A 15,829-nucleotide genomic window follows, 5' to 3' on the forward strand; every position below is an offset into this window, starting at 1 on the left:
GTAATTATGTGTAATTTTTATGGACAGTTAGATCAGTCAGTCTACGTGCCAGACGAATCAGGCGAAATAATTTGACAAGAGCTTCATCACTTAAGCGATTATGTGTCGAGGAGCCTATAAGCACGCTGGCAAGCTGCTCGTACAGTGACACTGTCGAAGCGTTTTGACCATCGGGGGACCCGCTGATTGCACCAAGGAGTGACAGGACTGCGTTTGCATTGTCAATTTGACAGGTATAACCAATGCCTTCTTCATTTTGCACAATCTGGTCTTTGCAATCGGTTTCATCTGCAATCTCAACAGCCAGTTGCTCAATATGAATGCGCAAGACTTCTGGTGTATCAACACTTGGTTCGATGTACCACACATCTGAAATCGGGTACAGACCACCAGCCTGCACGGGAATGGCTTTGAGCACGTTTTCACTGAAATCGCTGATCTCTTCGCCGATGTGTCTGGCTACCATCTGTTGTATGCTCTGCACCTTTTCAGAAGTTTCAGCAGGTGAGACGATGTGGGCTTCAATGAGTGCTTTTTCATCGCAGTTAGCCTCAGGCCCACTTTCATCGTCAGCAATTGAAGGAGTAGGAGCAATAGGGGAGGTCATGCCGGTGGTCGGATTGCCTTTGGGCTGCAGGATAAATTTACTGGCGTGGTGTTGAGCCTGCTGCATCACCTCGCTGAGGTCTGGCTTCACAAAATCTTGTGGTATTTGTGTTTCAGGCGGCAGTGTTGGGCTCGGAGGTGGTGCTGGTTCAGTTTTTGTGGTGTTTTGAGTACGGGGCGATCCACACAGAATTCCAACCGAGGCATAATCGTAGTTGCAGCCACTAGCAGAAGCGATCTGGCCAATGAGTTCATCCTGAAAACGTTCATAATCAAGATCTGCCGGTTCAGTATCAAATTGAGTTAGTACATCTTCAAACAGATATGCAAAGTGCTGCTCATCTCTATTGTCTTTTGCATGATTCATCCAAAAAAGTTGTGAGCTCTTCCTGAGTTTGAGAATTTTGCGTACATAGCTCATGTGAAGGCCACCATACAGGGCATTGGGTATCGCAGGCAATAAAATGTTGACAGTATCCTGCATTCGGCTGATTTGCGATTGGTCACATGGGTAGCCATCTTGTGTCAGGCGTTTTGCGAGTTCTGCCTGGGAAATGGGTGTGTGGTTTTCTTCTTCATATATTTTCTTGGCTTCTCCAACACCTAGTGCGCGTTCAATAAAGGTGAGCTTGCCGTGCAGTTCGTTTTCAGCCAGGTGGCCGGTTAAGGCAACAATCTCACTTTTCCAGGGTTTGAAAATACACAAAATGCGGAAAAACTGCTCATTTTTGGTTTCAGACCACAGTTCGCCGAGAATTTTTAACCGTGTGTTGCCACCATTGTGAATGATGTAATGCTCCTGTCCAGGACGTCTTGTAACTGAAGGGGGATTGTCAAGACCGCGTTGCAGGATAGAAGTTTTTATTTCGTCATACAAGGGGTTGCGTGTCAGACGAGGGTTGAGCTCATAGGGGCGTAGCTGATCAAGTGTCAGTACCATGGGGGTGTCGACTATAGGGTCGCTGAGCTCTTTGGCGTCAGGGCTGCTGCGCTCAAAATTCCCTGCCAGTAAGGAATTTGAGATATCGCTTTGTTTTTTTGTCATTCTTATTTCCTTCGATTTCCTTGATATCTAAGCGAACTTAAATAAACGGATCTTTTACCAGGTCGCTTGAAACGTAAACATCCGTTTGCGTGCAGTTTGACAATCCAGCCATGGCGCAGCAGGTAGATAATCAGAAATTGCAGCCGCTTATGTCGCCGATGCATTTTTTGTATCCGCATTTCAATGTCCTGCTTTGCCGGTGACGAGGTCAAATTTTTCCCTCCATTGCGGAAAAAGTTCAATGGCCAATTTCCTCATGGTGTCAAGCGCCGAAGGTGTTACGCGGCCATAAGGTTTGATACGTTCGATGCGATGCACCGGCTGGGCCAGGGCTGCGGCCCGCGTATAGGCTTCTATCTGAGGGATAACCGTCTCAATAATTTGAATTTCTTGCTGGTCGCAGAAAACCTCCTTCAACGATTTGTGTACGATGCGGGCACTGGTGGAAACTGTCGGAACACGGTTGACCAGCATGTGCAGTGGGGCAGGCGTAATGCCAAGGTGTGCGTATGGAGCGATATCTTCCATCAGCTGTAACGTGCCACGCCTAAACTCTCGCGCTGCCAGGACTTCAGGCGTTACTGGAGAAATAACCATCTTGGAGGCGATGACTGCCATTTCCAGCAAGACGCTTCTTGCACCCTGTGTGTCAATGAGCATCAGATCATAATGATCACCAAATATCCTTTGAATATTGCGCAATCTGAACCGTCCATCCGGTGCATGTAAGAGCAGCGTGTTAAGCTGCCCCCGATCATCGTTTGAATAAACCAGATCGAGGTGATTGACAGAAGTGTGGCTGATCACCTTTTGTATATCGTATTCATTAAAGGCAATGAGCTCATAAGTACCAAAGGGGGAGATATCTTTGAGTTTGAAATAGCTTGATAATGTGGGCTGTATGTCCAGATCAATCAGCAGGACACGCAGCCCTGCATCAGCAATAAATCCACCCAGATTGGCTGCGATGGTGGTTTTACCTACACCACCCTTGGTACTGATAACGGATGTGACGAGCATGGGGTTCTCCTTTGTGATGTCTCATGAGAAAAAGAAAAATCACAAAGCGGAGGATTTCATCCGCTCTTCAATCCAGGCGTTAATGGCCTCAGAATCCCAGCCTACTGCACGGATACCGATTCGGATACGTTGCGGGAATTTCTTTTGCCGGATAAGCCGATAGATATATGCACTCTTAAAGCCGACGAGCGCTTCGACTTCGTGGATTCTTAATACGCGTTTTGGCGCTTTTTCGGGGGTTGCAAGCGGTGAGTCCAGATTGGACGATTCATGAGAGATATGCAGTTTTTTCATCAAACACTCCTGACAGTTACTTAGGTATAAAAAAGAGAGTGTTTTGATTAAAACGTTTATTTCATCTAATGTCAGTGCAATTGCACATCGGCAAAGTGCAATTGCACTGACAAACCTAAAAGGGTTTGGTAGAGATTTTGCGTTTTGCCGCAGCAAATTTGCTTTTCAGCGTTCGCTCGGAAAGGCCTGGATAGCCGGGGTATTGAGTCAACAAGGTATCGATGATGGATTCCTGACTGGTAAAATGAGCAGGGATGTTGCTGACCAATATATCCAGCATTGCACCGATGATGGAAAGGTAAGTGCTTTCGCTTCTTTCCTTGAGTACAAGTGGATTTTCCTTCAGGGACAGGTTTTTTTCCTCGAGATTTTGTATCGTTTCTACCTGCTGATGAACACTTTGCTTGAGCAGGTAGTTATTTGCCAGAAGATGCTGGAGCGCATGCAGATTGATACCAGTGGTGATTTCTCTTTCTGCCTCATCAAACAAAAATGCAGGTTTGTCGAAAGGGTAGTTGGCATGTATCCAGCGTTTAAGGTCTATATGCTTGACCGTCAAATCATGATCGTCATAAGCGATGTCACAAGTTACGCCATTTTTTCCACAAGGTAGCTCTTTGTTGATAATAGCGTCAAATATTCGCTCATTGCAAAGAAAGACAGTAGGCCACGATGCAATCTCACTGTACACAGGTCTTGCGTGGTGATTAATCTTATGCAGGATTTCGCGCTCTTGATCAATGAGCCCAGCCCATCTGATAGCTGCTTCTATCGGACGGTAATAAATACGCTGTATAAAACAATGATTATCATTACTGTCACACATATTCTATATGCTCCATGGTGTAAAACTTTTATAACTATTTTTTAAAGAATAGATAAAAAGTAAAAACAATATGGAACAAATACGGGTTTTGATCGTATTTGTTTTCTAATGGCGAAATATAAGCGAACAAATCCTGGAGTAAAAGCCAGGCTTTAACTCTTTTTTATATTTAATTTGTTATGTTACTGGGGGGAAGATCGTGGTAAAGTACAAAATTCCTATAACATATTTTTAGTATATCAATTTTGATATAAATCGCGATTATTATAATATAATGAAATATTAATTTAATATGTTGTATTTATGCTATTTTTTAAAGAATTTGTATGATGAATAAATGATTTTAATGCATTTGATGAAGCACTCGAGGAATGTAGAAGATACGTTTGCAGCGTTAAGCGGGTTGCAAAGGGGCGTGTGGCTACGTTGACAGAGTGCGCTATTTCTTTTCGGCTATTGCCAATCATGCTGATACCAAATCCGGCTGCGACCAAAGATAGCATGAATTCAAAAGACTTCGCATATTGAACAATCATGGGTTGCGTTTGTGACAGATTGAGTTTTTTACTAACCTGTTGATAGCTCCCTTGAAGCTGCTGCGGGTGGTAGTAAATCAAAGGTTGAGTTAGGAACTGATCCAACTGGATTGTTTTCTCCCTCAAAAGAGGATGTCGTTTCGGGAGTGCAACAACAAATTCCTCCTCATAAATGCATATTGAACTAATCACAGTGTCATCAGTGATCGGGTAGCGGCAAAAGCCTAAATCAAAGCTACCTTTTCTTAGCCCTGTGAGCAAGGTTGACAGGTCGACCTCTAAAAATTGAATTTCGACACCTGGCGAGTCTTCGCGAAACTGTGCCAGCAGGTCTGAAACTAACGACATATTGATGTCATCAGATACAGCAATCTTTATCGTTCCATGATGACCTTTGGAAATCTCCCGGATATCCTGCATTGAGATTCGTAACCGATGGATGATTGCCTTGGCATGTTTATGAAAGGATTCCCCCGCAAGAGATAGTCTGATAGGTCTGGTTGTACGGTCGATCAGTGTGGCACCTAAAACGTTTTCAAGCTCTTTGACGCATCGGCTTAAAGCGGGTTGGACTGTGTTGAGCGTTTTTGCTGCCTCACTAAAGCTGCCAGTTTTAACTAACGCGTCAAACGCCCGGATATGCCTTATTTCTATACTTCTGATACTTTGATCCATTGTGAGTGCCTTTAAACATTTGATCCATTTTATAAAGGCGTTTTTGCACAAGGGAGGATTATTGATTGATTATTGATGGAAAAAATTTGATAAATATCAATGGAATATTTGGAAAAATAATTTTTAACCGGAATTAATTCTCAGTGGATTAAAAGAAGGGGTGGAATATTCATAGTTTTATTGAAATAAGTCAAAAAAAGTAATGCGCAATATAACGCTTACACATTTCATCTTGTTTGTTGTTTTGCCGTCATTTTTTTAGTTATGCATAAATTATGCAGGTAGGAGCGCATAGAAGGAGCTACTCAACTAGATATTGACGTTTTGCTGACAACCAGGCTTTTTTAAGGGATGTAACAAATTTCATGAGTGAAACTGATAAGTCATGAGGGCAAGATCCCACGATGGATGGTAATGAATATCTGTCGATCTGTAAATCTGGTATTACCAGATATTTACTCGACTATTGGGGTCAAACCGATGGTTCAATTTATATTGTCAAGTTACCTAATTATTAATCTTCTCCTGCATAAATGGCGTTGATGGTAGGCAGGCCACAAAGCCATATCAAAGAAAGCAGTAGCACTATGAAGCACCACGCAACCTTGTTTTTTAAGGCAGCGCAACCCCGACACATCAGACCGAATAAAAGCTCTTCCCTAAAGCGGCTTGGCTGCCTGGTCTTATCGCTAACTGTTGCTTTCACGCCTCTAAGTCCGGCCATTGCCCAGGTTGTTGCTGACCCGAATGCCGGACAATACCGGCCTGGTATGGGCAGTGCGGCAAACAGCGTGCCGGTCGTCAACATTACTGCACCCAGCGCCGCAGGTGTTAGCCGCAACCAGTATCACCAGTTCAACGTTCAGCGCCAGGGCGTTATACTCAACAACAGCACCGTCAATACCCAGACCCAGTTGGGCGGATGGGTTCAGGGAAATCCCAATTTATCCTATGGTGCAGCGCGGGTCATCTTGAACGAAGTCACCTCGGGCAATCCATCATTATTGCAAGGTTACATCGAAGTTGGCGGCCAGCGGGCCGAAGTCATCATTGCCAATCCGGCTGGCATTTCGGTCGATGGTGCCGGATTTATCAACGCCGCAGGCGTCACACTCACCACTGGCACGCCCGTCTTTAATAACAGCGGCAATCTGGAATCCTATCGCGTGGGCGGAGGCCGGGTCAGCATCGGCGGGGCGGGGCTGGATACTTCCACTGCCGACTACACTCGCATTATCTCGCGTGCTGTTGAAATCAATTCAGGCCTGTGGGCCAATGATTTGACCATGGCTGCGGGCACTGGCAGCTTTGCACCGGATGGTACGCCACTGCAACTCACCGTCGAAGATGAGCACGGCAAGCCCCTGTACGCCATTGACGTGGCTCAATTGGGTGGTATGTACGCCGGTAAAATCCGCCTGATCGGCACCGAGCATGGTGTGGGTGTGAGAAACGCCGGACACATCGGTGCCCAAGCCGGACAGGTTACCGTCACCGCAGACGGCATGCTTGTTAACAGCGGCACCATCAACAGCAGTCATACGGTTGCCGAGAGCAGTGGCATCCAGGTTGCAGCGGCCAGCGGCATCAGCAACACCGGAAGCCTCTATACCCAGGGGCAACTGGTCCTTAACAGCAACGGCACGCTTTTCAACCAGGGCACGCTGGCCGCGCTTGGCAATGTCAGCCTCAATGCACAAAACATTCAAAACACTACAGACGGACTGATAGCCGCTGGCATGGACAGCAACGGCACCTTCAATACTGAAGGCCAGCTCAATGCCACGGCACAACAAATCCTCACCAACCAGGGCCAGATACTCAGTGGCGGCAGCAGCATTGTGCAGGCCGGGGTATTGACCAACACAGGTGCGACCATCCATGCCGGTAAAGACCTGAACATCACAGCAGACACCATTCACAACCAGCAGGCGGACCTGCTCGCATCAGGCAACCTGCACATTCAGGGCAATACTCTCAACAGTAGCCTCAACAACCAGAACGGCCTCATCTCTGCGGCTGGGCAGGTTGATGTCAGCACCGGCAGCATTGACAACCATGCTGGCGTCATCATCAGCGGCGGAGACCTGGGCATCACCACCGGTAACCTCACCGGGGCTGGACAAATCCTCACCGAAGCCAATGCCGACATTGTTATACAAGGCGACTACACCGCTGAGGCCGGTAACCAGATCATTGCCGACGGCAACCTCACCTTGAACATTGACGGGACACTCACCAATGCCGGAGACATACTCGCAGGCAACACCGCCAGCATCACAGCACACAACATCGACAACCTGTTCGGTGGTGAAATCAGCGCAGGCACCAACCAGATCACTGCCACCGGCACCAACGCAGGCACCTTCACCAACAGAGGCCTGATAGACGGCATCCTCACCTATATTACTGCCGATGCGCTCACCAACCTGGGCAGCGGGCGCATCTACGGCAACCACATCGGCATTCAGGCAGGCACGCTCACCAACCGCGATGAGAGCGGACAAAGCGGGGTCATTGCAGCGCGTGAGCGCATGGACATCGGGGTTGGTACATTGAACAACCTGAACGGTGCTGTTCTGTTCAGTGCCGGGGACATGTCTATCGGCGGTAGTCTGGATTCAAACCACATTGCCCAAGGCAGCGCAAATTTAGTCTACAACGATGGCGCTGTGATTGAGGCCCTGAGCGACATGCAAATTGCAGCGGACAGCATTGAGAACCGCAACACCGCATTTGCCTCGCAAATGAGTGCCGAGCAGAAAGTGGGTGCCGTACTCACCTTTATCCTCGGTAACGGGCAGCGTTACGGGTTTGACGAAATCCTCATCTACAATCACGCAGACCGCTCGCTCAAAGCCATCACCGCAGACGACCTGGCCAACTACACATCAGCCCAAATACTCTCCAAGCTGGTATCGGACTTTGGCGGCACCGACACCCGTTATGCACTGGTGCTGCCCTCCAGCCAGTATCCGCTGGACATCTTCGGCCCGGCAAACGGCATGGACTATGCCCCGACTGTGCCAGCGTATGTGCCCCAGCGCTACGACATGGAGAACATCACCACCATCCCTGAACAGATCAACTACGACTACGACTCGCCGTACTGGGCGCTCTTTGGGGTACAGGCCCCTGACGCCCCCATGCCCGAACACCCCGGTTTTATCTGTGCGCAAGGGCACCCGTGTGACGCTGGGCAGCAGCGCCAGTACAACGAATACCTGGCCGAACTGCAACCGTGGAAAGACCGCAACCTCGCCCTGTACCTGCAACTCAATGCCAAATTGCAGGACTACATGCAAAACGGCTTTAACACCACCAGCGAATTCTACGTCGAAGGTTACGACATTCTGGGCAGCCACAGTGTGGTCACCGCGAGCAACCCCGGACAAATCAGCGCCGGGGGCAACATGCTGCTCGATGGCAATCTCGTCAACGACAAAAGCCGCATACAGGCGGGCAGCACCATCGTCACCACTGGTAATGTCACCACCATCGACGCCAAAAGCCAGGACACCACGCGCCACCATGGCTTCTCCAGCTACAGCTACATCCGCCAGAGTAACGGAGGCGACGATGAACGACGCTGGAACCATACCCCGCTGGACGTCACCCTGCCCGTGACCGAAACCACGCTGGTTGTGGCCACCCCGCAGCAAAACACCACCGTACAAGGCAGCGGCACCCAAATTGCAGCCACACCACAGGTACAACTCCCGGGTGGCGATTTGATCCAGGCTGCAAGCCCCAACACTCGCATCCCCGCGAGCAGCCTGTACCAGATCAATCCGGGAAATAGCAAAAACTATCTTGTTGAAACCGACTCCCGGTTTGCCAGCTACGGCACCTGGCTCACTTCTGACTACATGCTCAGTGCTTTGGGGCTGGACCCGGCTGCCACGCAAAAGCGTCTGGGCGATGGATTCTATGAACAACAACTGATCCGCGAGCAGATCGGCCAACTTACCGGCTACCGCTATTTGGCCGGTTATCTCAGTGATGAAGCACAATACCAGGCGCTGATGAATGCAGGCGTTGAATTCGCTCAAGCCTACAATCTGACCGTGGGTGTGGCCCTCACTGCCGAGCAGATGGCGCAACTCACCGGCGACATCGTATGGCTTGTCAGCACCGAAGTCACCCTGCCCGACGGCAGCACAGAAACCGTGCTGGTACCGCAACTCTACACCCGCGCCAGCACCGCGATGATCACCGCTGGCGGCTCGCTCATCAGCGCCAACAATATCTACATCACCGGACAGGATGGCAACCCCGTCACCCTGAACAATAATGCTACCATTGCCGGGCGTGAAGGCCTGTTTGTCGACGTGGCCTACCTGCAAAACAAAGTAGGCCAGTTGCACGGCGGCGATGTGGTTCTGAGATCAGCCAGCGACATTGACAACATTGGCGGCACCATCTCAGGAGATAACTCCATCACCCTGGCTGCTGCCAGAGACATCAACATCATCTCCACCACCGCAGACGGCAAAGACGCCATGGGGCGCATACACGGCATCAGCAACGTTGCCAGCGTCTACTTGAGCGGCAGGGAAGTCCTGACCTCTGGGCAACCAATAGATCCACCACCTGAAGAACAACCCGCCTCCCGTAGCGCCTCCGCTGACACCGCTACCAGCGAACAAAGCAGCAGCAACCAGGGGCAGATCCTGCTGAACGCCGGGCGCGACATCAATATGCGTGCGGGCTACATTGGCAACGATGCCACCGTCACCAGCAGCGCCGAAGACGGCACACAAACCAGCACCGGAGGTGTGACCACCCTGGCTGCCGGGCACAACATCGACATCGGCACGGTCGATACCGAACAAAGCCACCTCACCCTGTTTGACGCCAAAAACTGGCGTAACGAAGAAAACCGTACTGAAGTTGGCAGCCAGATACAAGGCACGGGCGACATCAACCTCATCGCAGGCGATACCCTGCACACCCGCGCATCCGGCATTCAAAGCAATACGGGTGCCATCAACGCCGTGGCCGACACGATTACCATTGAAGCCGGGGACAGTTACCACAGCGACGGTTTCTCGGTGACCCGCAATGTCACCGGGGGACTGAGCAGCGGCACGCAGCACAACATCGACCTCTACAGCCAGAATGATCAAGTCGGCTCCACCTTGAGCGCCGAGCAAATCAACCTGCAAAGCCGGGGCGACACCACCATCCAGGCTTCCAGTGTCGTTGCCACGCATGACGTCAACCTCATTTCTGAAGCAGGCAACATCAACATCATCGCAGGAACGGCCAACAGCCACGAATACCATTACGAGCACATCACCGAAACCGGCGTACTCAGCAGCAACGTCAGCTCCTTTACCGTGGGCAGGCAGCAGACCACCACCACCCAGACCATCGATGAGCAACGTGCGGTCGGCTCCACCGTGGGATCGCTGGAGGGCAATGTCAATATATTAGCCCAGCAAGGCAGCTACAACCAGGTCGGCAGCGACGTCATTGCCCGTCAGGGTGACATCAATGTCGTGGCGCAAGACATCAACGTGGTCGAAGCCCGCGAAACGCGACGTGAAGAAAACACCTACAAATCCAGCCAGAGTTCAGTCTCCATCGGTGTTAGCTCCTCGCTCATGTCTACCGCACAGTTTGCGCAGAACATGGCTGAAACCGCCGACCGTACCGACGACTCACGCATGCAGGCTTTAGCAGGTGGAGCCGTCGCTTTTAATGCCTACAACACCTATAGCGACATAATGCAAAATGGCGGAGAAGCGCCCAATGCCAGCCTGTCCATCAGCTACGGCAGTTCCAAGGCTGAAAGCTACAGCCTGCAAAACGACAACACCGCCAAAGGCTCCACCATGAGCGCCGGGGGGAATATCAACCTCATTGCTACCGGCAGACCAGAAACTACACAAAGCACTGATGAGCAGCCCACCTACAGCGGCGGCAACATCCTGATCCAGGGCAGCGACATCAGCGCGGACGGCAACATCCTGCTGCTGGCCAATGACAGAATAGACATCCGGGCCGCTGCCAACACCAGCACCGAATACAGCAAAAACAGCTCATCGAGCTGGTCAGCCGGTGTGAGTTATGGCATGGGTGGTATGGGAGGCTGGGGCGGCAGCGCCAGCGCCAGCCAGTCCAGCGGCTCAGGTTATGGAGCAGACCAGAGTTGGACCGCCAGCCACGTCAGTGCGGGCGACACCCTGACACTCGTCAGTGGCGGCGATACCAACATCATCGGCAGCCAGATTGCAGGCAACACCGTGAAAGCCGACATCGACGGCAACCTCAACATAGAAACCTTGCAGGACAGCAGTTTCCATACCAGCCACAGCAGCAGTAGCAGCATCAGTGCTTCCACCCAGCAGGGCAGCAGTGGCGGAGCCATGGGTGGCAGCAAGGCCCAGGCCAGCGGTGCCTACATCAGCGCCCAGGAATACGCCGGAATCATGGCAGGGGACGGCGGCTTTGACATCACCGTTGCAGGCAACACCGACCTCAAAGGGGCGATCATTGCCAGCACCCAGCAGGCGGTGGACGACAACAAAAACCAGTTAACCACCGGTTCCTTAACCACCAGCGACCTCATCAACGCCAGCAGCTATGACGCCAAGGGCAACTCCATCAGCGCGGGCATGCAAGGCGGCATGCACGAAAACGGCACCTTCAACGGTACCCCCAGCGGCAACATGATGGGCTATACCAGTGACAGCGGCAGCGATAGTAGCATCACCATTGCAGGCATCAGCACGGGCAGCATTACCATCACCAACGAGGACGAACAACTCAGGAGAACCGGGCAGACGGCCGAAGAAGCGATTGCTGCGATCAACGACAGTGTACGCACCGGGCAAAGCGTAAACGGTATAGAAAAGAACTGGGACATCGATCAGTTGATGAGCAACATGGAGGCAGGCGGGGAGATCACAGCAGCGTTTGGGCAGCAGGCGGCCATGGGGGTAGCCAACTTTGCCACCAACCAGCAAAAAACCATCATGGCTGAAATGATGCTGGTGGAAGACAAAGACTCTCCAGAGGGGCAAGCCAAAATGGCAGAGCTACAGCAGGAGCTTGAGCGCTGGGGCGAAGGTGGAGCCTACCGGGTACTGGCGCACACCATTGTAGGGGGACTGACTGGCGACTGGAGCGGGGCCGCTGGTGCGGGCAGCAGCGCACTCATAGCAGACCAGTTGAGCACCATGACTGCCGACCTGCCACCAGGCGTGAAAGAAGCCGTGGGTGCAGGCCTTGCTTCGGGGCTGGGTTACCTCACCGGGGGTGAAGGTGGAGCCAGTACAGCGTTCAACCAGGATACCAATAACCGGCAGTTGCACCGGCAGGAACGAGATCTTATCAGAGAGCTGGCACGTGAGAAAGCTACCAACGAACAAGGAGAACTCGACCAGAATCAATACGCTTACTGGCTCGGTATCTATGAAATGGCTGGTCGCCAGTTGGTATCTGAGCAAGGAGGGCAGGAGAACCTTGAATACTTTGCGCTGCTGGAATATGCGTTATCTTTGGATATTACAAGGCCGACAGACGGACAACATCAGGCGTCAGTACAAAGAACCTATGACAATTTTGCGTATGCGTTGCAAAGTCTGCAAGACAGCCCGTACTATAACCAACCGATACAGACCACCAATGGCGGTACATATACTTGGGATGGTGTGACGCAGACATATTTCAATGCAACACCAGAACAGAAAGCCAATGAAATGGTGGGCTGGCTGCCCAGCAACAACGGTCATATTGATCCGCTGTTTGATGACAGACGCAATGATTACGTCAAAGTGCTTACCACGCCTTATGGTAGTGTGGAGTCGGTCTACCCAGAGGCTTATTTAATAGGAGCAGGAGGGCTGCTGCAGTCAATTGGTAAATCAACACTGAACTCACTGCTATCCACTACAGGCTCCCGGACTTTGGGCGAGTGGGTCATTGCTTATGAAATTAAAGCTGGGGCAGGAGCATATACAGGGAATTCTTCTGCACTGTGGGCACTGAGTTCTGGAACAACGCAGCTGGATATGTCTCTTGTCCGTTTAGGTTATCGGCCAAGTTCTGGTGTGATGTTAGAGAGCATTCCAGGCAGAACGACAACTATTCTTGGTAATTATAGAGAGGATATGCGGCACATTATTGGTGAACTTGGAAATATTAAATCCACCAACTTCGGCCCTCAAACAGGCAGGTTTAATGTACTGAATACGCCTGATGAACTATATGTTACGCCTAAACAATTTTGGGCTGAATATAATCAGCCATGGCTTAGTAATACAGTTAAACGTGAAGATGCTATTTTAATGGCAACAAAACCAGAATTTGGAGCAGCTAATTCGATTTTAGTTCGTTTTAACCAAAATACTAAAATGTATGAATTGTCAGGTTTTGGTCGCGAATATTTTTACTTGCGCCAGCAAGGATATAAATATAACCCTTTGACAAATAGGATGGAACGATGATGAATTTAGAGTTAAATGACGATTTGTCAGGCATGCTAAGTCAAACCTTCGGACAAATAATTCAGGAGTTTAATTTAAGGGTTGTTGGGATTGACGCTGGTGCGGCATTTTTAGTCGGGAAAGGATATGCATTGAGATTTATTCAAGAACAATATGAACTAGGAGACATTTCTTACGTAGAGAGAGATAAGAAAAATAAGCTGATTAGATATGGTTTAGGCAATCTATTTTTTGATAGATTTTCAAAAAACAATACGGATTTTGATGGTGTTTATTTAAATAAAAAAGAAAGAATTTTACATACGTTAAATACGTATTCAAAACAAATGTACAAAAACTGCCAGGATCTTTTTAAAGGCGAAAAATTTTGGTTAAGGAGAGAAGGATGGAGAATTGGAGAGTTAAATAGTAAAGAAAAAAAAATTATTGAAAAATATATGTAAATATACCTCCTCACTCTTCAAATGGTTGTATTTATTTTTGAATATAACACAGATGCATGATGAAAAATATATACCAGCAGGAAATCAAAAGTAGGCTATTGCAACTCCGTGAAGAGCTTCGCTCTCTCAGTGTTCCAGATAATCATTATTCTTTAGGGCATGTTTTAGATGAAAGAACATGCTTGATAGAAAGAAATGGAGCTTGGTTAGTCTTCTATTCTGAAAGAGGCCGTATGGAGGATTTGCATACATTTTCTAGTTTTGATGAAGCAAGAAAATTTATCCTTATGATACTGAACAGTTAATGTGAGCTTCTATAAAAAGAATCGAAATGACACGTGATGAGTTAAAAAATAAACTTTCTGAGTTGGGAGTGCATCAAAGTAGCTACTCCTTGGATGGCATTAGAAATAGTGAATGTGTTTGTCTTGTAAATGAAGATCAATTATGGAAAGTATATTATGTTGAACGTGATAGACCAAAAGAACTAGGTGTTTTTCAAACAGAAAGTGATGCAATTGAATTTATGTTCAAACAGTTTCAGCATTGGTTGGGATAAATCGCATAACGTATATAGCATGAAATTGTTTGAATTAAACTCTCCATTTACTCCCAGACAAGCAGGCCAGATTTGGGAGCTTACTTCCAAATCATTTGCTGAAAATGCCAGTGGGCAAGTTCGGTCTGTGCTTGGTAGTGTTCGCCCAACAAGCGTTTATCAAAAAGTAGAACTACCTGCTATCAGAATGAATCCTGGAGTAACTGGAATTGATGAGATTTATCTCAAGCCACGTTTATATTTTGGGAATTAACATGTTTAAATGGATTAACAAACAAACTGTTGAAAGTGATTTGGGTTTTATTTTGCAATTTACAGGGCGCTTTTCTGCTGAGTATAGAGAAAACGGTAGAAAAATGACTTTAGATATTGAATTTGGTTCGGGAGCTGGAGGCCCATGTGTGATTGTGGAGAGAAGCTCGTTCAAGCGTTGGGATAACGATTCTGTCCCCTTGTCAGAAGAAGAGCAGAATAGAGTAATTAACAACTTTACGTCAGCGTGTGAGTTTCAGGATTTAGAAGTTGATATATGAGAAAGGAAAGCTAAAAATTAAGTAGTGTTAATTAACTATTTTTTATAGATACAACATGTCCAAATGGTTAGGTTACCAGAACCAACGTTGTACCTTGTCGCATAAAGGTTTTGTGGGGGGGAAGCCCACGAAGAGGCTGAACAGTACAGCAAAAGTTCTCTGTGTGAAGTCTTTAATAGAATATATATTCTGACCATGATTGTAAAAATTTCTTTGACAGTTGATTAATAACTCTAGGTGATTGAAATATGTACTTTGAGCGGGAAGAGAAAATTATTAAATGGGAATCAAATGAAAAATAATTTGGCTGGTTGTATTTTTTTATGTATGGTTTTAACGGGGTGCCAAACATTTCATCCAAAAATGCGTAGCTTTACCGAACCTGTGCAAGGGCCTACTGCACGATTGCGTGCGGTAACAGATGGGGTTGCAATAGTTGGAGATCCTAAGCCCTGCGACCCTCCTGGTAGAACAGCAATGGATGAGTTTCCTGACGGGGTAATTGTTGCAGGTGGGTTTGGCTTACCTAATCATGGCTATCTGAATCGATCTCTGGGAATGCCTCTTCCAATTGATGATGAGAGAACTTATTGGGGAGAGGTTCATATTGCTGCGAACAGGCCATTTCATTTGTCATATTCTTGGGAGGGAAATGGTGTCACTTGCGGAGTCGGGGGAAGTTTTATTCCAAAAGAGGGAAGAGATTATGAAACTGTAGCTGAAACGAATAGCAAGGGGTGCTCTTTAGGTGTATCTGAAATTACAAACGGGAATAGACAACCAGTTATGCTTGTCCGTGGTATTAATGCGTTATGCAGTAAATAATGTTTGAAATC

General features: G+C 48.6%; 12 protein-coding genes. 7 read left to right on the top strand and 5 right to left on the bottom strand.

The window, feature by feature from the left end:
* Positions 1 to 4: 4 nt before the first annotated feature.
* The 5 genes from CUZ56_RS01245 to CUZ56_RS01265 form a co-directional block, all read right to left on the bottom strand.
* On the bottom strand, positions 5 to 1,651 hold the full coding sequence (locus CUZ56_RS01245; RefSeq protein ID WP_126977450.1) for a ParB family protein: 1,647 nt from the start codon (positions 1,649 to 1,651) through the stop codon (positions 5 to 7).
* 180 nt (positions 1,652 to 1,831) lie between these two features.
* Positions 1,832 to 2,671 carry a ParA family protein gene (locus tag CUZ56_RS01250; RefSeq protein WP_126977452.1) on the bottom strand — a complete coding sequence of 280 codons (840 nt, stop codon included), beginning with the start codon at positions 2,669 to 2,671 and terminating at the stop codon, positions 1,832 to 1,834.
* Positions 2,672 to 2,710: 39 nt separating this feature from the next.
* Positions 2,711 to 2,965 (bottom strand): helix-turn-helix transcriptional regulator, encoded by a 255-nt coding sequence (locus CUZ56_RS01255; RefSeq protein ID WP_126977454.1) that lies wholly within the window; start codon positions 2,963 to 2,965, stop codon positions 2,711 to 2,713.
* Positions 2,966 to 3,080: 115 nt separating this feature from the next.
* Positions 3,081 to 3,791 (bottom strand): hypothetical protein, encoded by a 711-nt coding sequence (locus CUZ56_RS01260; protein ID WP_126977456.1) that lies wholly within the window; start codon positions 3,789 to 3,791, stop codon positions 3,081 to 3,083.
* Positions 3,792 to 4,078: 287 nt separating this feature from the next.
* Complete coding sequence (locus CUZ56_RS01265; protein ID WP_126977458.1) at positions 4,079 to 5,002, bottom strand: LysR family transcriptional regulator; 924 nt, start codon at positions 5,000 to 5,002, stop codon at positions 4,079 to 4,081.
* Between the two features lie 587 nt (positions 5,003 to 5,589).
* Between CUZ56_RS01265 and CUZ56_RS01270 the strand changes: the two genes are divergently transcribed.
* From CUZ56_RS01270 to CUZ56_RS01300, 7 genes are all read left to right on the top strand, one after another.
* Positions 5,590 to 13,458, top strand: a complete 7,869-nt coding sequence (locus CUZ56_RS01270) for a two-partner secretion domain-containing protein (protein ID WP_162615213.1) — start codon at positions 5,590 to 5,592, stop codon at positions 13,456 to 13,458.
* Entirely contained in the window at positions 13,455 to 13,901 is a 447-nt protein-coding gene (locus CUZ56_RS01275; protein ID WP_126977462.1) for a hypothetical protein, read from the top strand. The genes CUZ56_RS01270 and CUZ56_RS01275 overlap by 4 nt, the downstream gene beginning before the upstream one ends.
* Positions 13,902 to 13,957: 56 nt before the next feature.
* Positions 13,958 to 14,206, top strand: coding sequence for a hypothetical protein (locus tag CUZ56_RS01280; RefSeq protein WP_126977464.1), 249 nt, complete (start codon positions 13,958 to 13,960; stop codon positions 14,204 to 14,206).
* A gap of 26 nt (positions 14,207 to 14,232) precedes the next feature.
* Complete coding sequence (locus CUZ56_RS01285) at positions 14,233 to 14,460, top strand: hypothetical protein (protein WP_126977466.1); 228 nt, start codon at positions 14,233 to 14,235, stop codon at positions 14,458 to 14,460.
* A gap of 19 nt (positions 14,461 to 14,479) precedes the next feature.
* Positions 14,480 to 14,713 carry a hypothetical protein gene (locus tag CUZ56_RS01290; RefSeq protein ID WP_126977468.1) on the top strand — a complete coding sequence of 78 codons (234 nt, stop codon included), beginning with the start codon at positions 14,480 to 14,482 and terminating at the stop codon, positions 14,711 to 14,713.
* A gap of 1 nt (position 14,714) precedes the next feature.
* Positions 14,715 to 14,993 (top strand): hypothetical protein, encoded by a 279-nt coding sequence (locus CUZ56_RS01295; protein ID WP_126977470.1) that lies wholly within the window; start codon positions 14,715 to 14,717, stop codon positions 14,991 to 14,993.
* 291 nt (positions 14,994 to 15,284) lie between these two features.
* Positions 15,285 to 15,818: a hypothetical protein gene (locus CUZ56_RS01300; RefSeq protein ID WP_126977472.1), complete on the top strand. Its 534-nt coding sequence runs from the start codon at positions 15,285 to 15,287 to the stop codon at positions 15,816 to 15,818.
* Positions 15,819 to 15,829 lie beyond the last annotated feature (11 nt).

It is taken from the genome of Saezia sanguinis (assembly GCF_003991585.1).
Taxonomy (GTDB): domain Bacteria; phylum Pseudomonadota; class Gammaproteobacteria; order Burkholderiales; family Burkholderiaceae_C; genus Saezia; species Saezia sanguinis.